The following is an 18,650-nucleotide window of genomic DNA, read 5'->3' as shown; positions in this document are numbered from 1 at the left end:
CACCGTGCCCACCACCACCGACCCCCGCGTCACCGACAACCGTGCCGCGATCCGCGCCGACCGACCGCCCATCGGCCGCATCGCGATCGTCACCGCGGACCGCGTCGAGGACGTCGAGTTCTTCTACCCCTACTACCGGTTCGTCGAGGCCGGCTACGACGTCGACGTCCTGACGCCCGACGGCGGGACCGTCACCGGGTACGTCGGCCTGTCCCTGCGGACCGGGCTGCAGCGCGTCGCGGACGCCACCGCCGAGCACTACGACGCGGTCTTCATCCCCGGCGGCCTGGCCCCGGCCGAGGTCCGGACCGTCCCCGAGGCCCTGGCGTTCCTCCGGGACTTCGCCGCCACGGGCCGACTCATCGGTGCCGTGTGCCACGGACCCCAGGTCCTGGCCTCCGCCGGGCTGGTCGACGGACGCAGCCTGACGTCCTGGCGCGAGGTCGCCGACGAGGTCCGTGCGGCCGGCGGCACCTGGATCGACGAGCCGGTCGTCGAGGACGGCCAGTTCGTCACCGCCCGGAAGCCCGGCGACATGCCGCAGCAGCTGGCCCGGATCCTCGAGCGGCTCGCCACGGCACGGACGGAACGCGACGATGTCTGATCCCGTCCGCACCCCCTTCTCCGCGTCCGCCACCGCGGCCGACGTCCTCGCCGACGTGGACCTGCACGGCCGCCGGTACCTGGTGACCGGCGGCGCCTCCGGCATCGGCGCGGAGACCGCCCGCGCCCTCGCCGGTGCCGGAGCCGAGGTCGTCGTCGGGGTGCGCGACACGGCCCGCGCGGACGCGGCGTTCGCCGACCTGGAGGCCCATGGCCTGGTCGTGCCACGTGCGCTCGACCTCAGCGACCTCGGTTCCGTGCGCCGGTTCACGGACGCGTGGCAGGGCACGGTCGACGGGGTGGTCGCCAACGCCGGCGTGATGGCCCTGCCCGAGAAGCAACTCGCGGCATCGGGTTGGGAGATGCAGCTCGCGACGAACCACCTCGGCCACTTCGCCCTGCTGCTCGGGTTGCGGGAACACCTGTTCGCCGCCGGGTCCGCCCGGGTGGTGACGGTGAGCTCGACCGCGCACCTGCGCTCCCCGTTCCACTTCGAGGACCCGCACTTCGCCGTGCGTCCGTACGACCGGTGGGCCGCCTACGCGCAGTCGAAGACGGCCGACGTGCTCCTCGCGGTGGGCGTCGCGGACCGCTGGGCGGAGCACGGCGTCACCGCGAACGCGGTCATGCCCGGCTGGATCACGACCCGGCTGCAGCGCCACCTCGACGACGCGACGCTCCGGGCGATGGGCGCACTCGACGACGACGGCAACCGGATCGAGCAGCCGTTCTTCAAGACCGCGGCGCAGGGCGCGGCGACGTCGGCACTGCTGGTCGCCTCCCCTCTGGTCGCCGGCGTGACCGGGCGGTACTTCGAGGACAACCAGGAGTCGCCCGTGCTCGACGACGGCACCGGCCACGACCGCGGGGTGGCGCGGTACGCGCTGGACCACGGTGCCGCGGAGCGGCTCTGGACGCTGGGTTCCGGATACGTCACCTGACGGATGCTGCCGGGACGGGCCTCCTGTCAGCGTGGAGCACGCCACGCACCATCCGTCACCAGCGACCCACGAGGAGCCCACCATGACCGGAAACCCGAAGCACATCGCCCTGGAGCCCGCCGCCCAGGAGTTCGTCGACGCGACGTCGAACCCGCCGTTCCTGAACGACCTGCCGCCCGCCGAGGGACGCAAGGCGGTCGACTCCGTGCAGGACTCCCCGATCTTCAAGCCCGAGGTCGACGAGGAATGGCTGGAGATCGAGGGCGGTCCCACCGGCACCGTGAACATCCGCCTGGTCAAGCCGGCCGGCACCACCGCGAACCTGCCCGTGATCCTGTACGTGCACGGTGCCGGCTGGGTCTTCGGCGACGCCCACACCCACGACCGCCTGGTGCGCGACCTCGCCATCGGGTCGAACGCCGCCGTCGTGTTCCCGGAGTACGACCGCTCCCCCGAGGTCGGCCACCCGGTCGCGCTCGAGCAGTCCTACGCCGCAGCCCAGTGGGTCGTCAAGGAGGGCGGCGAGAAGGGGTTGGACGCCTCGCGCTTCGCGGTCTCGGGCGACTCGGTCGGCGGCAACATGGCGATCGCCCTGGCGCTCCTCGCCGCCGAGCGCGGGGACGTCGAGTTCGTGAAGCTCGTCGCCTTCTACCCGGTGACGAACGCCGCGTTCGACACCGGCTCGTACGAGGAGTTCGCCGAGGGCTACTTCCTCACCCGTGCCGGCATGCAGTGGTACTGGGACCAGTACACGACCGACGAGGCCGTGCGCGCCCTGCCCACGGTGTCGCCGCTCCGCGCACCGCTCGAGGTGCTCGCGACGCTGCCCGACACCCTCGTCATCACCGGTGAGGCCGACGTGCTCCGCGACGAGGGCGAGGCCTTCGCGGCACGCCTGCGCGAAGCCGGCGTCAAGGCGACGAACGCCCGCTTCGGCGGTATCGTCCACGACTTCGTGATGGTGAACGCACTGCACGACACCGAGGCCGCGAAGCACGCGCTGATGCTCGCCACCGCGTCGCTCCGTGCCGCCCTTGCCTGAGCAGGAGCGTGCCCGCGCGAGCACCCCGGAGACGCTCGAGACGCTCGTCGCGCGCGAGGAGATCCGGACGCTGCTGGCGACCTACGCCCGCGGGGCCGACCGACGCGACGCCGTGCTCGAGGCGTCCGTGTTCACCGAGGACGGGGTCGTCGTGTTGTACGAGGGCGACCCCTCCTCGCACGAGCCGGTCGACACGATCCACGGTCGAGCGCACCTGGCCGAGACGTTCGCCGGACTGATCGCCCGGTACGACGTGACGACGTACCTCAACGGCCAGTCCACGATCCGGTTCACGGGGCCCGACACCGCCGACGGCGAGACGTACTGCCTCGCGTTCCACGTCCTGCACGACGGCGGCGAGCGGGTGCTCCTGACGATGTCCATCCGCTACCTCGACCGGTTCGTCCGGGTCGAGGGCGCGTGGGCGATCGCCCACCGGGACCTCGTCTTCGACTGGACCGACCGGTCCCCGTCGCACACGTGACTGAGACCGCCACCGCACACCGACACCGACCACCGACCACCGACCACCGACGGAGACACCATGTCGCAACCGCTCGAATCGCTCATGCACGCCAACCTGTTCGAGGTGTTCGGGGAACGCGACCCGGACCGCCGCCGCGCCGCCATCGAGCGGACCTACGCCCCCGACGTCGAGTTCCTGGACCCCGACGAGGTCGTCACCGGCCACGACGCCCTGCACACCAAGGCGCAGCGCCTGCTCGACGAGGCTCCCGGTTTCGTGTTCTCGCCGGCCGGCCCGGTCTACGAGAACCACGGGATGGGGTACCTCGCCTGGCACTTCGGACCGGAGGGAGCGCCGCCCGTCGTGTCCGGGATGGACATCTGCTTCGTCGAGGGTGACCGCATCGCGAAGGTCTACACGCTGCTGACCAGCTGAACCCACCCGCAGACGCCCGACCCGCCGCAGTGTCACGCACCCTGCGATGATGGTCGGGCGTCTGGACGGTGGGCGAGGCAGGAGGACACGGGCGATGTCGATGCAGCACGAGGTGCCCCCGGAGTCCCCGTACGCCTACATGAGCGCCGAGCAGGTGCGGACCTGGTACGCCTACATGAAGCTTCAGCTGCGCCTGCGGTACGAGATGAACCGGCAGTTGCGCGCCGACAGCGACATCTCGCTCGCCGACTACGACGTCCTCGTCGCCCTCACGAGCGAGCCGGGCGGCGAGATGACGATGTCGGCCCTGGCGACCCGCATCGGGTGGGAGCGCAGCCGTGCCTCGCACCACGCGAAACGCATGGCCGAACGCGGGTTCCTCGAACTCCGTCGGAGCGAGCACGACCGGCGCACCACCGCCGTCGCCCTGACCGACACGGGCTGGCGGACGCTCCGCGAAGCCACGCCGCGCCACACCGAACTCGTCAAGGACATGTTCTTCAGCGACCTGCGCGAGGACGAGCTGGCGGGCTTCGCCGACGTGCTCGAGCGCGTGTACGAGTCAGTGCTCGAGCACGGCACCCTGCCCCGACCGGCCGACCACCCCTAGCTCCGCTTGCCCTCACGCACCAGCGCGACGTAACTTAGGTGAAAGATCACCTAAACGAGCGAAGGGCAGCGTGTGGACGCCGAACGAGCCGTGTCACCGCCGCTCCCCGACCGTGCACTGTTCGGCCGCGCGGACGAACTCGCGGCCCTCACGCGCCTGCTCGACGACGCCGCGGCGGTGACTGCGGACGGGGCGGCCGAGGACGAAGCGGCAGAGCGCGGCGCCGCGGTCCTGGTCGAGGGTGAGGCGGGCATCGGCAAGACGACGCTGCTCGCCGCCGTCGAGCGGCACGCGCGGCGGACCGGCTTCCGCGTGCTGACCTGCACCGGCATCCAGGGGGCGAACAGCGTGGGCTTCGACGGCCTGCACGAGCTGCTCCACCCACTGCTCCCCTTCGCGTCCGCCCTGCCGCCGCGCCAGCGCACCGCACTGCTCACGGCCCTCGCGGTCGAGGACGGCCCGAGTCCGGACCGCCTGCTGGTGAGCACCGCGACGCTCGGGCTGCTCGAGGAGGCCGCGTCGCACCGTCCGGTGTTCGTCCGCGCCGAGGACCTGCAGTGGCTCGACCGGTCCACCACCGAGGTGCTCGACTTCGTGGGACGCCGGCTCACGCACACCCCGGTCGTCGTCATCGCGGCGGTCCGGACCGGACACGCCCCGGACGCCGTGCCCCCGTGCAGCTTCACGCGGTTCGAGCTCGGACCGCTCGCCGACGACGCCACCGAGGCCCTGCTCGACGCCCACGCCGGCACCCTGTCCACCTCGGTCCGGCGACGGGTGCTGGCCGAGGCCGGCGGCAACCCACTCGCCCTGCACGAACTGCCCGTCACCTGGACCACGGGCGGCCCGGCCACCATCGCGTCCCGGCTCCCCACCACGCGGCGGCTCGAGCAGGCGTTCCTCGAGCAGGTCGCCGCCGTCCCGTCCGGCAGCCGCTCGTTCCTGCTGCTCGCCGCGGCGGCCGACGACGCCGGCCTGCAGGACGTCATGGCGGCGGCCCGCACGATGGACCTCGGGGTCGACGACCTCGAGCCGCTCGAGGAACTCGGGCTCCTCCGCACCGACCTCGTCTCCTTGCGCTTCCGCCACCCGCTCCTGCGCTCGGCGGTGATCGGCAACGCCTCGGCCGCTGCACGGTCCGCGGCGCACCGGGCACTCGCGTCGGTGGTCACCGACGGCATGCGCGCCGCCTGGCACCGGGCTTCGGCGACGTTCGAGCGGGACGAGTCCATCGCCGCCGACCTCGAGACCGCCGCGGACCGCGCGGCACAACGGGGTGCCCGCCCCGAGGCGGTCCGGGCCTACGAGCGTGCGGCCACCCTGTCGCAGGGGGTCACCGGTCGGGCACGTCGGCTGGGCCGGGCTGCCGAGACCGCACGGGCCGCCGGCATGACGGCCGAGGCGATCGAGCTCCTGGAGCAGGTCGACTCCCTCGCCGCCGACCCCGAGACGGTCACCGAGACCGCCGTCACGCAGACGGTGCTGAGCCTGACCACGGGTGCTGCCGGTCGACCACGCATCGAACTCCGCCGGATCCGGCCCGTGCTCGCCGGCCCGGAGCACGCGGACCGGCTCGTGCGGGTGCTCTGGGCGGCGGCCCTCAACGCCCGCGGCCGCAACCTGCCGCGATCGGAGTGGAAGGACATCGAGGCGGCCCTGCTCGCGACACGCTCGGCGAGCCCGCTGAAGTCGGTGGCCCTCGCCGTGCTGGCGCCGCTCGGCTCCGCCCAGCACCTGCGCACCGAACTCGCACACCTGGTGCCGCAGCTCACCGAGCAACCGCTCGCGATGGCGTCCCTCGCGATCGCAGCCGAGTCCCAGCAGGACCTCGAGACCGCGCTGACGTGCTGGGAGCTGGCGTACGAGCGTGCACACCAGCTCGGCGCCGTCGCCGACGAGACCCAGGCGCTCCGCGGCCGGGCGACGGTGCTCATGCTGCGCGGGCGGGTGCGGGACGGTCTGGCCGACGCCGAGTACGCCGTCCGCATCGCCCGCGACGTCCAGCTCCCGCTCATCGCCGGGATGGCCTACGCCACGCTCGCCCGGGGCCACGCCCTGCTCGGCGACGACGAGGCCGCGCTGGCCGCCCTGCGCGAGGGCTCGGAGTTCGCGCACGGCGGGCGGCTCGCCCTGGCCAGCGCCGACGCGCGGTGGGCAGCGGGACTGGTCGCCCTCGGTCAGCGGCGCCACCGGGACGCCCAGATCGAGTTCACGCACATGACCGTCCACGCGACCCGGTCCCTGTGGGCGATCGCCGACCGCGCCGAGGCCGCGGTCCGGGGCGGTCGACCCGATTCGGTCGTCGAGAACCTCGCCGAGGCCGAGGCGGTCGCCCGTACCACCGGGTCCGCGCACCTGACCGCCCTCGTCGTGCGGAGCCGGGCCCTGCTCGCCGAGGGCACGGACTCGACGGGAACCGACACCGACGGCGCGGGCGGCGCGGACCCGGAGTCCCTCTACGCCCGCGCGATCGAGGCCGGCCGCCTCGCGGACTCCCCGGTCGAACTGGCGAGGACCCAGCTGCTGTTCGGCGAGTGGCTCCGCCGCGAGCGTCGGGTGGTCGAGGCTCGGCTGCACCTCCGCGAGGCGCTCCACGCGTTCGACGCCGCCGGCACCGCGGGCTTCGCCGCCCGCGCCGCGGCGGAACTCCGCGCAGCCGGCGAGGCCCCGGAACGGGCCGACAGCACGACGGCGCCGACACGCGAACGGCTCACACCCCAGGAGCTGCAGATCGCGCGGCTCGCCGCCGCCGGCATGACGAACCGCGAGATCGCGGACCGCATCTACCTGTCGCACCGCACCGTCAGCACCCACCTGTACAAGGTGTTCCCCAAGCTCGGCGTGACGAGTCGCACCGAGCTGGCGGCCGCGCTGGCGGCGTCCGGTCCGACGGACTGACGCACCGGGCGACGACCTGGAGGCACGGGTTACGTCACGCAACGGATGCACCGTGGGCGGACCAGCTGCGAGCCTCGTGGCGGCGACCCGGCATCGGGTCGCGACCACGACGACCACCGGGAGGCGCCCATGCCGGAAGGCTCCGCCGACGACACCGCCGACCACGCGGCTGCGCGGCTGCCGGACGCGCCGAGCGCGTTCTTCACGGCCCTCGTGACCGAGCACTTCGTGCTCCAGACCGCGCGCGGCATCACCGTCTCGGAGTCGTCGACCCGGGCAGCGATCTACCTGACGACACTGTCGAGCGCCCTGGTGGCGTTCGGGTTCCTGGCCGACACCGACTTCGCCACGGGCTACCTCGCCGTGGTGATCCCGGTCGTCGTGCTGCTCGGGGTCTTCACCTACGAGCGACTCGTCCAGACCTCGCTGGAGGACGTGGTCGCCCTCGCCGCGATGCAGCGGATCCGCCGCTGGTACGGCACGATCCTGCCCGGCGCCCGGCGGTACTTCCCGGTGCCCGAGGACCGGATCGCGCCGAACGAGCTGCTCGACATCGGGCTCCGGCTGTCCTGGCGCGGGGTGTTCTTCACGCTGTCGAGCGCGATCGCGGTCGTGAACTGCATCGTCGCCGGTGCCGGGGCGGCACTGCTGACCGCGAGCACGTGGGCGCCGTCCGGGTCCCTGGCGACCGGGGTGGTCACGGCCGTCCTGCTCGCCGGTGTGCACGGGGTCTACCAGGAGCGTCGGTACGCGCGGGTCCTCGGCATCCTGCGGTCCGACACCCGAGAACGACGACGAGAACGAGACGGACTGACACCATGACCGAACCCCTCCTGCAGGCACACGACCTGACGAAGTCGTTCCCCGGGCCGGAACAGTCGAGGGTCCCGGTGCTCCGGGGTGTCTCACTGTCCGTGCTGCCGGGCGAGTTCGTCGCCGTCGTCGGCCCCAGCGGCTCCGGCAAGTCGACGCTGCTGTACTGCCTGTCCGCCCTCGAGCCCTACGACAGCGGATCGGTGTCGATCGCCGGGCAACGCCTCGAGACCCTCCGACCGAAGCAACTGCAGGCACTCCGCCGTTCGACGGTCGGCTTCGTGTTCCAGTCCTTCAACCTCATCCCGTCGCTGACCGCGCGGCAGAACATCGCGCTGCCCGCCAGCCTCGCCCACCGGCCGGTCTCCGCGGACCAGGTCGACGCGGCGCTCGCCTCGGTCGGACTCGCCGACCGCGGCGACCACCGACCGGGCGCGCTGTCCGGCGGGCAGCAGCAGCGGGTCGCGATCGCCCGGGTCCTGGCGTCCGAACCGCACGTCGTGTTCGCCGACGAGCCGACCGGCGCGCTCGACACCACCGCCGGTGACGCGGTCCTCGACCTGCTGCGCCGGGTGGCCGACGGTGACAGGTCGGTGGTGATGGTCACGCACGACCTCGAAGCGGCTGCGCGTGCCGACCGTGTGCTCGTCCTGCGCGACGGGGCCGTGCACCGCGAGCTGGCGCACCCGGACGCCGCCGCGGTCCTCGAAGCACTGACCGCCGCCGCGCAGGAGGCCTGACGTGCTCCGACTCGTCCTGAGCGACCTGCGGCAGAACGCCGGCATCTGGATCGGCGCACTCGTCGTCAGCGCAGCCACCGCGGCGGCTGCCGCCATCGCGGCCGGGATGCTCGAGACCGGCTTCGCGCTCATCGGGTCAGGCAGGCCGACGGACCTGCTCCGGGCCGGCGGCCTCGCCACGCTCGCCTCGCTCGTCGTCGTGCTGACGATCATCGCCGTCACCGCCGTCCTCGGCAGCGTCACCCGCCTGACGATCGACCTGCAGCGGCGGGGCTACGCGCTCTGGCAGCTGGTGGGGGTGCCGTCCCGCACGGTCACGGTCGTCGTCCGGCTGCAGCTCGCCGTCGTGGCACTGGTCGGCAGCACGATCGGCTGCCTCGTCGTGGCCCCGTTCGTGCCGGCGTTCCTGCACTTCGGGCTGTCGGAGTCCGACGGGCTCCGGGACCTCGACGAAGGGTTCGGACCGACCAGCGCCGTCGCGGTCGTGCTCGCGGTGACGCTCGTCGTCGTCCTGAGCAGTCTCCGGCCGTCGCGCCGAGCCGGTCTCGTCCGCCCGATCGAGGTCCTGCGGGAGCCCGAGTCCGTCCGCACCCGGACGACCTGGACCCGCTGGGCCGCGAGTGCCGTCGCACTGCTGCTCGCCGGGCTCCTGACCAGCTCGATCGTCGACGCCGGCGTCCGGACCGGTGGCCAGGTGCTGCTGATCGGGCCGCTCCTGACGGCGGCCTGCACCGCGATCGGCCACGCGGTGTTCCCGGTCGCCCTCCGGGCATGGACCGCGGTGGTGCCCACGCACCGATCGGCATCGTGGTTCCTCGCACGCAACGCCGCCGCGTTCTCCGTCGACCGGAGCAGCGCCACGGTGAGCGCGCTCGTCATCACGATCGCCCTGCCCGGAAGCCTCTTCGCCGGCTTCGACACCCTGGGTGACGCCGTGCACCGGACCACGGGGTCGTCATCGGGTGGTGGACTCGACCTGCAGAGCGTCCTGCTCATGCTCGGCGGGCCGCTGCTCGTTTCGCTCTTCGGCGCGGCCGCCACCGTCCTGATGGCCGGACGCACCCGCGAGCAGGAGGCCGCGCTGGTCGAGGCCGCCGGCGGGTCCCGCGCCACCGTGCTCGCCCGCGCAGCCTGGGAGTCCGTCATCCTCGTCGGCACCGCGGTCCTCGTCGCCGCCGTCGTCCTCGTGCTGACCGGCTGCGGACAAGCCGTCGCGCTCGCGGTCACCGTCCCCGGCACGCAGCCCCACCTGGGTCTGCGAGCCGCCCTTCCGGCCGCCCTCGTGAGCCTCGTGCTCATGGTGGCCGCCGGCACGATCCCCCTCCTCGCGGGACGCAGACGCAGCATCCCGCTCGTCCTCGCCGCCGACTGACCCCGAACCAGGAAGACCCCTCTTGCGCATCCTCTTCTCCGGCGTCCCCGCACTCGGACACCTCCTGCCCCTCGTCCCGCTCGCCCGTGCCGCACAGGCGGCCGGCCACGACGTCGCCCTGCTCACCAGTGGTGGGATGCGCGAGCCCATGGCGACCGAACTGCCCACGGTGCCGGTCCTGGCGGCCGGACCCATGCCTCCCGACCTGTTCGCCGAGGTGGCCCGCCGCATCCCCGGCAGCGACCCCGCGAACCGGCCCGAACCGGCGGCCGTCGCCGAGTTCTTCGCTGGCACCCGCGTCGACCTGACCGCCGACGACGCCGAGCGCGCAGCGCGCGGGTGGGCGCCCGACGTGGTCGTCGCGGACGCCGTCGACCTGGTCGGACCGCTCGTCGCCGCGGAACTCGGCGTGCCGTACGCGATCGTCGCCTTCGGCCCCGAGGTCCCCGAGGAGTTCCGCCGCCCGATGGCCGAGCTCGTCCTCCCCCGCTACGCCGAGCGAGCAGTGGTGCCCACCCCGCCCATCGCCCTGCTCGACCCGACGCCGGTGTCGCTGCAGGCACCCGGGTGGACGCAGCCGCCCGTCACGATCCCGTTCCGTTCCGAACCGCACAGCCGACCCGACACCGCCGCCGCCGAGCCGCTCGCACCGGTCTCGGTGCGCGGAGGACGACCGCGGGTGCTCGTCACCCTCGGCACGGTCTTCGGCGACGCCGCGCTGCTGACGGCGATCCTCGACGGGTTCCAGCCCGACGAGGCCGACCTGGTGGCGACCGTCGGGGTCATCGGCGAGCGCCTCGACGACAGCGAGCACGTGCACTTCGTGCCGTTCCGCCCGATGCGCGAGCTGCTCGAGGGCGTGGACCTGGTCGTCGCAGCGGCCGGCGCCGGCACGGTGCTCGCCGCGGCCAGCGTGGGCGTGCCGATGGTGCTGCTCCCGCAGGGCGCGGACCAGTTCATCAACGCCGCCCGTGCCGCCGAGGCCGGTGTCGCGGTCGTGGTCGACGAGCCGTCGGCGGTCGGTCCTGCGGTGCACCGGATGCTCGCGGAGCGCAGTCACTTCGCCGCGGCACGGCGACTGGGCGACGAGACCGCGCAGCGCCCGAGCGCGACGGACGCCGTCAGGGAGCTCGTCGAACGGGTCGAGCGCGTCGCCTGACGACGACGCTCGTCAGCGGTCGGTCGGCCCGGGTCCTGTGGGGTCCGGGCCGAACACCGTCTGGGTGAACCGCTGCGCGAGCGGGTCGTCCTGGTCCCCGAGCCGGATGCCGAGCAGCGTGTTGATGAGCATCCCCTTGGCCAGGAACGACTCCGCCGCGGACTCCGACAGCCCGGCCTCCTCGACCAGGAAGTGCAGGATCCGGGTGAAGCCGTCTCGGGCGACCGGTCCGACGACGGGGTCGGCACCGAGCATGTACGACTGCATCACGATGAGGTGCACGCCGTCCTCGGTCGCGAGCGCACGGTACGCAGCGCCGAGGCGGGACGCGACGGTGCCCGGCTGCCCGTCGTCGAGTGCCGCCCGGAACGCGTCGAGCACGGCTTCGAGGCACCCGTCGACGACGGCGAGGAACAGGTTCTCCTTCGAGCCGAACATCCGGACGACGTACGGCTGGCTGATGCCCGCGGCCTGGGCGATGCGCTCCGTGGTCGCGCCGTGGTACCCCTGCCGGGCGAACACGGCGGCCGCCGCGGTCAGGGTGGCCTCGCGCCGCTGGCTGCCGGCCATGCGCTCCGCACCCTTCGGGACCGGACCCCTTGCTGTCTCCATGCCGCGAGGGTATCATCCGATTCCATGAGTAATGAATCGATTACTAACAACGCTGCGAAGCCCGCCGGCTTCCCCCCGGTCCGCCGGGTCCTGCCCGTCCTCGTCACCCAGATCCTGGTCGCGATGACCGTCGCCGGAGCGTTCGCCGGCCTGTACATCGGCCTGCAGAAGGCCCCGACACCCCACCACCTGCCCATCGCCGTCGTCGGCACCCAGGTGGCCGACGCGGCGGGCGAGGCGCTCGGCGACCGCGCCGACGTGCGCACCGCCGGTTCCCCCTCCGACGCACGCGACCTCGTCCGGTCCCGCGACGCGGTCGCAGCCCTCGTCCCCGGCAGCGACGGTTGGTCCCTGTACACGGCAGGCGCCGAGGGACGGAGCGCGACGACCGCCGCGACCACGATGCTCTCCGGGGTCGCGGCCGGCGCCGGTGCCTCCGTCACCAGCACACAGGACGTCGTCCCGCTCGCGACGAACGATGCCCAGGGCATCGCGGGGTTCTACCTGGTCTTCGGCACGACCCTGGCGGCGTTCATCCTGGCGCAGGTCATGAACTCACTCGGCGCCCTCGCGCGCCTCCGCACCCGGATCGTCGTCACGGTGGTGGGGAGCATCGCCGCAGCCGCGGTGGTCGCCGTCATCGCCGGGCCGATCGACGGCGCCGTCCCCGCAGCGACGGGCGCCGTGATCGTGGTGCTCTCGCTCCTCGCCGTCGCCGTCTCGCTGTCCACGATGGCGATCACCTCGATCGTCGGACCGATGGGCGTGATCGTCTCGACGCTCCTCTTCACCACCCTCGGCAACGCGACGAGTGGCGCGACGATCAGCACCCACCTGTTGCCGCCCGTGCTCGCCACCGTCGGACAGGCCCTCCCACCGGGTGCCGCGTTCGGCGCCGTCACCGGGTTCAGCTACTTCGACGGGGCCGGCGCGACGGGCGCGCTCCTCACATTGGGTGCGTGGATCGTCGCCGCAACCGTGTCCCTGTCGGTGGCGCACCGGGTGCGGACCGGCGCCGCACGGCGACGGCATGTCGCGGCGAGCGCCGCACCGGTGCCGCCGGCCGCCGTCGTGGCGTGAGCGATGCAGTCACCGCGAGCGGCTGACGGACTGGAGGCCCGGTACCAGCTGGCACCGGGCCTCCAGTCCGCCTGTCGGCACGGCCGATTCGTTGCCGGATCGAGACACCGGTCCGGTCCGTCGTACGGCATGGTTGACCCACCGATGGCAGGCAGAACGGAGCGCACGGTGGAACGAGTGGTGGGGTGGGCCACGGTCGCGGTGGTCGTCACCGTGACGGTGTCGATGTTGCTGGTGGTCCAGACGACCACTTGTCTCGACGCCGTCCCCGGAGCGGGCACGAGCTCCTGCACGACCACGCCGATGATCGGTGTCGCCGGCACGTGGGTCGCGGCTGTCACCGGCGCCGTCGTGCTCGCGGTCTGCGTCTGGCAGATCGTCCGGGCGGCCCGGTCTGGCAGGGCCGTCCGATGACGAGCACGGGTCCTGCGGCGAATCCGCGTCCGTGGACGCTGATCGCCGTCGTGGTGCTGGTCGGCTGGGCGATCGTGACGGCGCTGCTGTTCCCGGTCACGGGGATGGACGAGCACGAGGGGCCCGGCGACCAGGTGTGGCGGACCTCGTCGAGCACACTCGGCGTGCCGCTCTCACCGGAGTGGGACGTCCTCGTCTGGCTCGCCGCGCTCGCGCTGGTGCCGGTCGTCGTCGTCGGTCTCGCGTTCCTGCTCCGCCGCCGACGACCGCACACCGCGCCCGTCAGTCCGTCGCCGGGTGGCCCTGCCCACTGAGGTGCGCGCGGAGCACGTCACGGACGCTCGTCCACGACTGCACGCCGTAGCGGTCGTTGTCGACGTGGTGCAGCTGCGCCTGTCCGCTGAACATGCTCACGAAGTACTGCATCCCCTGCCATGCCGGGAACGTCTCGTCGGGGTCCTTCGACAGGCGCTTGCCGACGGCGCTCATCGCGGACAGGGTCCCGGTCGTGCCGGCCCACTGCAGCCGGAAGCGCTCCCCCGTCAGCTCGCTCATGGTGCGTGCGACGTCACGTGCGGTGACCTGGTCGCCCGCCATCTCGATCACCCGCGGAGCGTCGTCGTCCAGGGCGGCGAGCGCCGTGACCCTCGCGACGTCGTCCTTCGTGGTGAAGTCGAGCACCTGGTCCGCCGACGACCAGAACAGGACGAGCCGACGGCCGAACAGGATCATCGGGGCCTCGCCGGTCAGCAGGTCGGTGAACATGCCGGTCAGGATCGAGGTCGCCTGCACCGGGGCAGCGTCGAGGTCGGCGGCGAACTCGCGCCGCAGCTCGAAGTTGCGGTTGGTGCCGGGTGCGATCCGCCGGTAGTCGGCCGAGTAGTCGGACGGGATGAACCGCCGGACGCCCGCCGCCACGGTCGCCGCGAGCAGCGCGCGCTGGGCGTCGACGATCACCGGACGGGTCCCGCTCACGGCGGAGACCACGACGTCGGCCCCGCTCACGGCCCGGGTCAGGGCGTCGTGGTCGCCGTACTCGGCGGCGACGACGTCGACACGGGGGCCGTCGCCGAAGCGCTCTGCGGCGGTCGTGCTGCCGGGCCGGGTGAGGACCCGGACCCGCACGTCGTGCTGGGTGAGCTCGCGGACGATGCGGTGCCCGAGGTCGCCGGTGGCGCCGGCGACGAGGATGGTGGTGGTCATGGGCGGGGCCTCACTGCAGTGGTGGTCGACGTGGTCGTCGCGGTGCGCCGTCGGGATCGCTCCGGGACGGCGAGGGGGTGTTGGAACGTGGGGTCCGCCTGGTCCGGTCCGGCGGTGCCGAGCCCGGCGGTGAGCGCGACGCGGGCCAGCAGCCGGCGCAGTGTCGTCTGCTCGTCGTCGTCGAGGTGCCGCATGAGCACGCCCTCGGCGCCGCGCAGGGCGGACCGCGTCCGGGCGAGCAGGGCACGGCCGGCGTCGGTGGGGTGGACCTGCCGCACCCGCCGGTCCGTCGGGGCGGGGCGGCGTTCGACGAACCCGCCCGCCTCGAGCGCGTCGACGATGTAGGTCATCTGGGTCTTGTCGATCCCGAGGCGCTGCGCGAGTCCGAGTTGCGACGACGGTTCCTCGGTGGTGGTCGCGACGAGCACCTGGTAGCCACGGGGGCCTCCCGGCACGTCGGCGACCGCCTCGCTGCCCAGCCGTGTGAAGCCCTGGAGCGCCAGCGGCAGCGCCCACCCGAGTTCGGATTCGATCCCTTCGGCACCCCAGTCGATCTCGGGGAGTGCGTCGGTCGGCGTCGGACTGTCCATACCAGAGACCGTACCGGAACAAGATCGTCTTGTGCAAAGATCATCTGCGATCAAGACGGACAGCCGTCGCGACGCCGAGCACTCGAGGACCCGATGTCGGACACCGCAGCCATCACCCCGTTCACCCTCGACGTCCCCCAGGCGGAGCTCGACGACCTGCGCCGCCGTCTGCTGGCCACCCGCTGGCCCGATGCCGAGACCGTCGGGGACACCTCGCAGGGACCCCGACTCGAGAAGGTCCGCGCCCTCGTCGAACACTGGACGACGGAGTACGACTGGCGCCGGACCGAGGCGCTGCTGAACGGCTGGGGCCAGTACACGACCCACATCGACGGGCTCGAGGTCCACTTCCTGCACGTCCGGTCCGCCGTCCCCGGCGCCCGTCCGCTCCTGCTCACCCACGGCTGGCCCGGTTCCGTCCTGGAGTTCCGCCACGCGATCGGTCCGCTCACCGACCCGGTGGCGCACGGCGGCGACGCGGCGGACGCCTTCAACGTCGTGATCCCGAGCCTGCCCGGGTTCGGCTTCTCCGGGAAGCCGACGACGACCGGGTGGAACACCGCCCGGACCGCGAGGGCCTGGTCGGTACTGATGTCCCGGCTCGGGTACGCGGACTGGTTCGCCCAGGGCGGTGACCTCGGCGCCACCGTCACCGCGGAGCTCGCGGCACTGCAGGCCGCCGGGGACATCGGGCTCGCCGGGATCCACCTCAACATGGCGCTGTTCATGCCGACCGACGACGAAGCCCGGAACGCCTCCCCCGACGAGCAGGTCATGCTGCAGGAGAGCGGCCACTACTGGCAGGAGCTGTCGGCCTACTCGCAGCAGATGTCGACCCGCCCGCAGACCATCGGGTACTCGTTGGCGGACTCCCCCGTCGGGCTGGCGTCGTGGATCTACGCGATGTTCCAGGACGTCGGCGGCTCCCACGACGAACACGGCGATGCCGAACGGCTCTTCCCGCTCGACGAGATCATCGACGACGTCCTGCTGTACTGGCTGCCGAACACCGCTGCGTCCTCGGCGCGCATCTACTGGGAGGCGACGCGGACCGGCTGGGCCACCCCGGGCACCGTCGAGGAACCACTGACCCTGCCGGTCGGGCTGAGCATCATGCCCGGCGAGTACGTCCGCCGGTCGCGCCGCTGGGCAGCGCGCCGGTACACGGACCTGGTGTTCTTCAACGAGGTCGCGCGCGGCGGCCACTTCGCGATGCTCGAACAGCCGGAGCTGCTCGTCGACGACGTCCGTGCGACGTTCCGCGGGCTCCGGTGACGGCGACCGAGCGGATCACCAGCAGCAGGGCGTACCCGATCATCCCGCCGCCCAGCGTCGGCACGAGCCAGGCCCGCGTGTCGCCCGCGACGGCGGTGTTCACGAACCCCAGGCCGGGGATCGAGTACCAGACACGGCCCATGACCTGCGCGGCGACGACCCGTTCGGGATCGACGGCGGAGTTGTTGTCCCCCTTGAACGTGAACAGGCGGCGACCATCGGCCCCGATCGCGACGGCGACCACCCGGTGCGAGATCACGCCGGGCCGATCGACCCGGATCTGGTAGGTGACGATGTCGCCGACACCGATGTCCGAGGGGTCCACCGGGCGGACGACCGCCAGGGTGCCCGGTGGCATCCCCGGTTCCATCGAGCTCGTCAGCACGGTGAGCGGCACCGAACCGGTGATCCGCGGCACGAGGATCGCCAGCGCCGCGAGCCCGACCACGACGATCAGGAGCAGGACCGCGGCCGTCTGCCCCAGCAGCCGGAGGGCGCTCGACCAGCGGGCACCCTGCGGCTGCGGCTCCCGCTCCGGCTTCGCCTGCGGCACTGCGTTCGTCACGACGTGGCCCGGAGGGAGAACAGCTGGAGCCCGGACGTGCTGCAGTCGGCGACGGTCATCGGGTTGGTGGTGGCGGACCCGTTCGACGCCGTCAGGCAGAGGTCGTTCCGGTTGCGGAACCGGAAGAGCCCGGTGCCCGCGCCGACCGCTTCGGCCGTCCACTTCTGGGCGCTGATGTCGTTGTCGGGACGGAGCAGGGCGGAGCGGTCGCTCGGGGCGTCCCAGTACAGCGACGGGTTCGAGGGCGACGTGATCCGGAGCCAGTCGTCCTCGGGCGTGAAGCGCCAGGTCTGCGTCGCGCTGGTCGTGCAGGACGTCGTGGTGATCGGCGAGCCGGACGCCGACCCACCACTCGCGACGCACGTGCCGGTGGCGTCGTTCCGCAGGACGTACCGGCTCGTGGACGTGTACCAGCCGGTGGCGTGCTGGATGCCGGGAGACGACGGCGACGCGTGGCCGCCCGTCCCGCTGGCGACCGCTCGCACCGTGTACGCGTAGTACTTCGAGACCTGCAGACCGGTGTCGGTGAAGGACCGGACGGACGCCGACGTCACGCTGACCAGGACGCCGTCCCGGTACACGGCGTAGGACCCGATGCCGCTGGTGTCCGCGGGCGCTGCCCAGGTGACGGTGATGCTGCTGTCGGTCTCGGCGGTCTTCGACGGCACCGACGGGGTGACGGTGTCGGCGATGCTCTGCGCCGCGCGGGCGTGCGCGGTGCCGACCCAGGATCCCTGGCGGGCGGTGACGGTCGCATCGAGGGTGGTCGCGCCTCCGGAGAGGTCGAAACGTTGACCCTGGCTGACCGACGTCCGCACACAGGTCGAACGGCTCGCGCCAGCGGCGAGGGTCGCGACCACGGGGGCGATCGTCGTGCCCGAACCGGTGATCGCCGCACTCGACGGAGCACCGGAGCAGGGGTTGGCGTTCGTGGACTGCCAGACGTCGACCCGGACGGCGCTCGACACCGCTGACCCGGCGGTCGCCGCGAGCGAGAGCGAGGTGGTCGCGGGGACGGACCCCGAGTTCGACACCGTGACGAGCGCCGTGTGGGACAGCGCGGCCGAGGAGTACGTCGTGGCGAGGTCCTCGACGCCGCGGATGCCGACCGAGACGGAGCCGGTCGTCGCGGCGGCCCGGACGGACTGTGCCGGGGCGGTCCACGTCGCCCACGCCGTCCCGCCGCTCACGAGTTCGAGCGCGACGACCGCGGCGGCCGTCGCTCCGAGCAGGAGCACGCGTCGACGTGGAGTGCGGTCGGTCATGATCCTGCCTGCGTCCCGCTGATGGTCGTGGTGAAGTCGGTGGAGAGGCCCTGCTGCGAGGCGGCTGCATCGGCCGGCATCGCGACGGCGAGGCAGAGGACGACGGCGGCACCCGGGGGCAGTGCGATGCCCGCGGACCGCGGCGAGGTCGAGTCGAGCGTGCCGGACCACGTGGGGCGCACGCTGCCGGCCCGGCACACGGCCGCCGACGTCGCAGCACCGACGGTCACCCGCAGGTCACTGCGGACACCGGAGGCCGACGTCGTCGTGCCGGCTCGCGCCATCGCGACACCGAGGTCGAGGGGGACGTCGCCGGTGTTCGTCGCGGTGACCACGCCGAACTCGGTGGCACCGGGGTAGAGCGGTGCGGACGGCAGCGCGAGACTGCTCAGCGACAGGTCCGCGGACCCGGCGGTGATCGTCGCGGGCTCGGTCGAGGACCGGGCGCTGAGGAGGGCGAACGTGCCACCGTCGGTGGAGATGGCGACGACCGCCACGATCCCCACCGCGGCGACGGCGAGCAACGTCGCCGTCGGCCAGCCGGTCATCGCGCCCCCTCGGCGCCGG

Annotated in this window: 21 protein-coding genes; 15 read left to right on the top strand and 6 right to left on the bottom strand. The window is 72.9% G+C overall.

The features are described from left to right. Positions 1–4: 4 nt before the first annotated feature. From DEJ08_RS06365 to DEJ08_RS06315, 11 genes are all read left to right on the top strand, one after another. Positions 5–604: a type 1 glutamine amidotransferase domain-containing protein gene (locus DEJ08_RS06365; protein ID WP_220035445.1), complete on the top strand. Its 600-nt coding sequence runs from the start codon at positions 5–7 to the stop codon at positions 602–604. After that, the gene (locus DEJ08_RS06360) at positions 597–1,544 is read left to right on the top strand and encodes an SDR family NAD(P)-dependent oxidoreductase (protein ID WP_111054335.1); all 948 of its coding nucleotides are present in this window, start codon (positions 597–599) and stop codon (positions 1,542–1,544) included. Before DEJ08_RS06365 ends, DEJ08_RS06360 begins: the two co-directional genes overlap by 8 nt. Before the next feature lie 82 nt (positions 1,545–1,626). Continuing rightward, the gene (locus tag DEJ08_RS06355) at positions 1,627–2,586 is read left to right on the top strand and encodes an alpha/beta hydrolase (RefSeq protein ID WP_111054334.1); all 960 of its coding nucleotides are present in this window, start codon (positions 1,627–1,629) and stop codon (positions 2,584–2,586) included. Further along, complete coding sequence (locus tag DEJ08_RS06350; protein WP_181438964.1) at positions 2,579–3,070, top strand: nuclear transport factor 2 family protein; 492 nt, start codon at positions 2,579–2,581, stop codon at positions 3,068–3,070. Before DEJ08_RS06355 ends, DEJ08_RS06350 begins: the two co-directional genes overlap by 8 nt. A 60-nt stretch (positions 3,071–3,130) precedes the next feature. Beyond that, positions 3,131–3,487, top strand: a complete 357-nt coding sequence (locus tag DEJ08_RS06345; RefSeq protein ID WP_244993449.1) for a nuclear transport factor 2 family protein — start codon at positions 3,131–3,133, stop codon at positions 3,485–3,487. A gap of 94 nt (positions 3,488–3,581) precedes the next feature. Further along, positions 3,582–4,097 (top strand): MarR family winged helix-turn-helix transcriptional regulator, encoded by a 516-nt coding sequence (locus DEJ08_RS06340; protein WP_111030391.1) that lies wholly within the window; start codon positions 3,582–3,584, stop codon positions 4,095–4,097. A gap of 72 nt (positions 4,098–4,169) precedes the next feature. Next, on the top strand, positions 4,170–6,995 hold the full coding sequence (locus DEJ08_RS06335) for a LuxR C-terminal-related transcriptional regulator (RefSeq protein ID WP_220035444.1): 2,826 nt from the start codon (positions 4,170–4,172) through the stop codon (positions 6,993–6,995). 129 nt (positions 6,996–7,124) lie between these two features. Then, positions 7,125–7,817, top strand: a complete 693-nt coding sequence (locus tag DEJ08_RS06330) for a hypothetical protein (RefSeq protein WP_111054332.1) — start codon at positions 7,125–7,127, stop codon at positions 7,815–7,817. Next, complete coding sequence (locus DEJ08_RS06325) at positions 7,814–8,548, top strand: ABC transporter ATP-binding protein (RefSeq protein WP_111030393.1); 735 nt, start codon at positions 7,814–7,816, stop codon at positions 8,546–8,548. The genes DEJ08_RS06330 and DEJ08_RS06325 overlap by 4 nt, the downstream gene beginning before the upstream one ends. A 1-nt stretch (position 8,549) precedes the next feature. Continuing rightward, a complete protein-coding gene (locus tag DEJ08_RS06320; RefSeq protein ID WP_111046538.1) occupies positions 8,550–9,920 on the top strand; it encodes an FtsX-like permease family protein in 1,371 nt (456 codons plus the stop codon). 22 nt (positions 9,921–9,942) lie between these two features. Further along, a complete protein-coding gene (locus DEJ08_RS06315) occupies positions 9,943–11,079 on the top strand; it encodes a glycosyltransferase (protein ID WP_111054331.1) in 1,137 nt (378 codons plus the stop codon). 12 nt (positions 11,080–11,091) lie between these two features. Here DEJ08_RS06315 and DEJ08_RS06310 read toward each other — a convergent pair whose 3' ends face one another. After that, entirely contained in the window at positions 11,092–11,691 is a 600-nt protein-coding gene (locus DEJ08_RS06310) for a TetR/AcrR family transcriptional regulator (protein WP_111030396.1), read from the bottom strand. 24 nt (positions 11,692–11,715) lie between these two features. Here DEJ08_RS06310 and DEJ08_RS06305 point away from each other — a divergent pair, with 24 nt between their 5' ends. From DEJ08_RS06305 to DEJ08_RS06295, 3 genes are all read left to right on the top strand, one after another. Beyond that, complete coding sequence (locus DEJ08_RS06305) at positions 11,716–12,771, top strand: hypothetical protein (protein ID WP_146248475.1); 1,056 nt, start codon at positions 11,716–11,718, stop codon at positions 12,769–12,771. Positions 12,772–12,939: 168 nt separating this feature from the next. Continuing rightward, complete coding sequence (locus DEJ08_RS06300; RefSeq protein ID WP_284180511.1) at positions 12,940–13,185, top strand: hypothetical protein; 246 nt, start codon at positions 12,940–12,942, stop codon at positions 13,183–13,185. Then, positions 13,182–13,499 carry a hypothetical protein gene (locus DEJ08_RS06295; RefSeq protein WP_111054328.1) on the top strand — a complete coding sequence of 106 codons (318 nt, stop codon included), beginning with the start codon at positions 13,182–13,184 and terminating at the stop codon, positions 13,497–13,499. The genes DEJ08_RS06300 and DEJ08_RS06295 overlap by 4 nt, the downstream gene beginning before the upstream one ends. Here DEJ08_RS06295 and DEJ08_RS06290 read toward each other — a convergent pair. Both DEJ08_RS06290 and DEJ08_RS06285 read right to left on the bottom strand, forming a co-directional pair. Beyond that, complete coding sequence (locus DEJ08_RS06290; RefSeq protein ID WP_111054327.1) at positions 13,468–14,388, bottom strand: NmrA family NAD(P)-binding protein; 921 nt, start codon at positions 14,386–14,388, stop codon at positions 13,468–13,470. The two genes, DEJ08_RS06295 and DEJ08_RS06290, sit on opposite strands and share 32 nt — an antisense overlap. Then, a complete protein-coding gene (locus DEJ08_RS06285) occupies positions 14,385–14,978 on the bottom strand; it encodes a MarR family winged helix-turn-helix transcriptional regulator (protein WP_071404274.1) in 594 nt (197 codons plus the stop codon). The genes DEJ08_RS06290 and DEJ08_RS06285 overlap by 4 nt, the downstream gene beginning before the upstream one ends. Positions 14,979–15,071: 93 nt before the next feature. Here DEJ08_RS06285 and DEJ08_RS06280 point away from each other — a divergent pair, with 93 nt between their 5' ends. After that, positions 15,072–16,253 carry an epoxide hydrolase family protein gene (locus DEJ08_RS06280; RefSeq protein ID WP_111054326.1) on the top strand — a complete coding sequence of 394 codons (1,182 nt, stop codon included), beginning with the start codon at positions 15,072–15,074 and terminating at the stop codon, positions 16,251–16,253. Here the strand turns inward: DEJ08_RS06280 and DEJ08_RS06275 are convergent. From DEJ08_RS06275 to DEJ08_RS06265, 3 genes are read right to left on the bottom strand one after another with little or no spacing between them, the layout of a single operon-like run. Then, on the bottom strand, positions 16,159–16,818 hold the full coding sequence (locus DEJ08_RS06275; protein ID WP_181438963.1) for a signal peptidase I: 660 nt from the start codon (positions 16,816–16,818) through the stop codon (positions 16,159–16,161). The two genes, DEJ08_RS06280 and DEJ08_RS06275, sit on opposite strands and share 95 nt — an antisense overlap. Beyond that, entirely contained in the window at positions 16,815–18,083 is a 1,269-nt protein-coding gene (locus DEJ08_RS06270) for an RICIN domain-containing protein (protein WP_111054324.1), read from the bottom strand. The genes DEJ08_RS06275 and DEJ08_RS06270 overlap by 4 nt, the downstream gene beginning before the upstream one ends. After that, positions 18,080–18,631, bottom strand: a complete 552-nt coding sequence (locus DEJ08_RS06265) for a hypothetical protein (protein WP_111033127.1) — start codon at positions 18,629–18,631, stop codon at positions 18,080–18,082. The genes DEJ08_RS06270 and DEJ08_RS06265 overlap by 4 nt, the downstream gene beginning before the upstream one ends. Positions 18,632–18,650: the final 19 nt, after the last annotated feature.

This window comes from Curtobacterium sp. MCLR17_054 (genome assembly GCF_003234335.2).
Classification (GTDB): Bacteria; Actinomycetota; Actinomycetes; order Actinomycetales; family Microbacteriaceae; genus Curtobacterium; species Curtobacterium flaccumfaciens.
The sequence above is the reverse complement of the archived record's forward strand: the minus strand, read 5'-3'. Positions and strand labels throughout refer to the sequence as shown.

What these genes read in the sequence shown, in the direction of transcription:
- DEJ08_RS06360 (WP_111054335.1), top strand. Translation starts at nt 597, where the DNA reads ATGTCTGATCCCGTCCGCACCCCCTTCTCCGCGTCCGCCACCGCGGCC.
- DEJ08_RS06355 (WP_111054334.1), top strand. Translation starts at nt 1,627, where the DNA reads ATGACCGGAAACCCGAAGCACATCGCCCTGGAGCCCGCCGCCCAGGAG.
- DEJ08_RS06345 (WP_244993449.1), top strand. Translation starts at nt 3,131, where the DNA reads ATGTCGCAACCGCTCGAATCGCTCATGCACGCCAACCTGTTCGAGGTG.
- DEJ08_RS06340 (WP_111030391.1), top strand. Translation starts at nt 3,582, where the DNA reads ATGTCGATGCAGCACGAGGTGCCCCCGGAGTCCCCGTACGCCTACATG.
- DEJ08_RS06330 (WP_111054332.1), top strand. Translation starts at nt 7,125, where the DNA reads ATGCCGGAAGGCTCCGCCGACGACACCGCCGACCACGCGGCTGCGCGG.
- DEJ08_RS06325 (WP_111030393.1), top strand. Translation starts at nt 7,814, where the DNA reads ATGACCGAACCCCTCCTGCAGGCACACGACCTGACGAAGTCGTTCCCC.
- DEJ08_RS06310 (WP_111030396.1), bottom strand. Translation starts at nt 11,691, where the DNA reads ATGGAGACAGCAAGGGGTCCGGTCCCGAAGGGTGCGGAGCGCATGGCC.
- DEJ08_RS06305 (WP_146248475.1), top strand. Translation starts at nt 11,716, where the DNA reads ATGAGTAATGAATCGATTACTAACAACGCTGCGAAGCCCGCCGGCTTC.
- DEJ08_RS06295 (WP_111054328.1), top strand. Translation starts at nt 13,182, where the DNA reads ATGACGAGCACGGGTCCTGCGGCGAATCCGCGTCCGTGGACGCTGATC.
- DEJ08_RS06290 (WP_111054327.1), bottom strand. Translation starts at nt 14,388, where the DNA reads ATGACCACCACCATCCTCGTCGCCGGCGCCACCGGCGACCTCGGGCAC.
- DEJ08_RS06285 (WP_071404274.1), bottom strand. Translation starts at nt 14,978, where the DNA reads ATGGACAGTCCGACGCCGACCGACGCACTCCCCGAGATCGACTGGGGT.
- DEJ08_RS06280 (WP_111054326.1), top strand. Translation starts at nt 15,072, where the DNA reads ATGTCGGACACCGCAGCCATCACCCCGTTCACCCTCGACGTCCCCCAG.
- DEJ08_RS06270 (WP_111054324.1), bottom strand. Translation starts at nt 18,083, where the DNA reads ATGACCGACCGCACTCCACGTCGACGCGTGCTCCTGCTCGGAGCGACG.
- DEJ08_RS06265 (WP_111033127.1), bottom strand. Translation starts at nt 18,631, where the DNA reads ATGACCGGCTGGCCGACGGCGACGTTGCTCGCCGTCGCCGCGGTGGGG.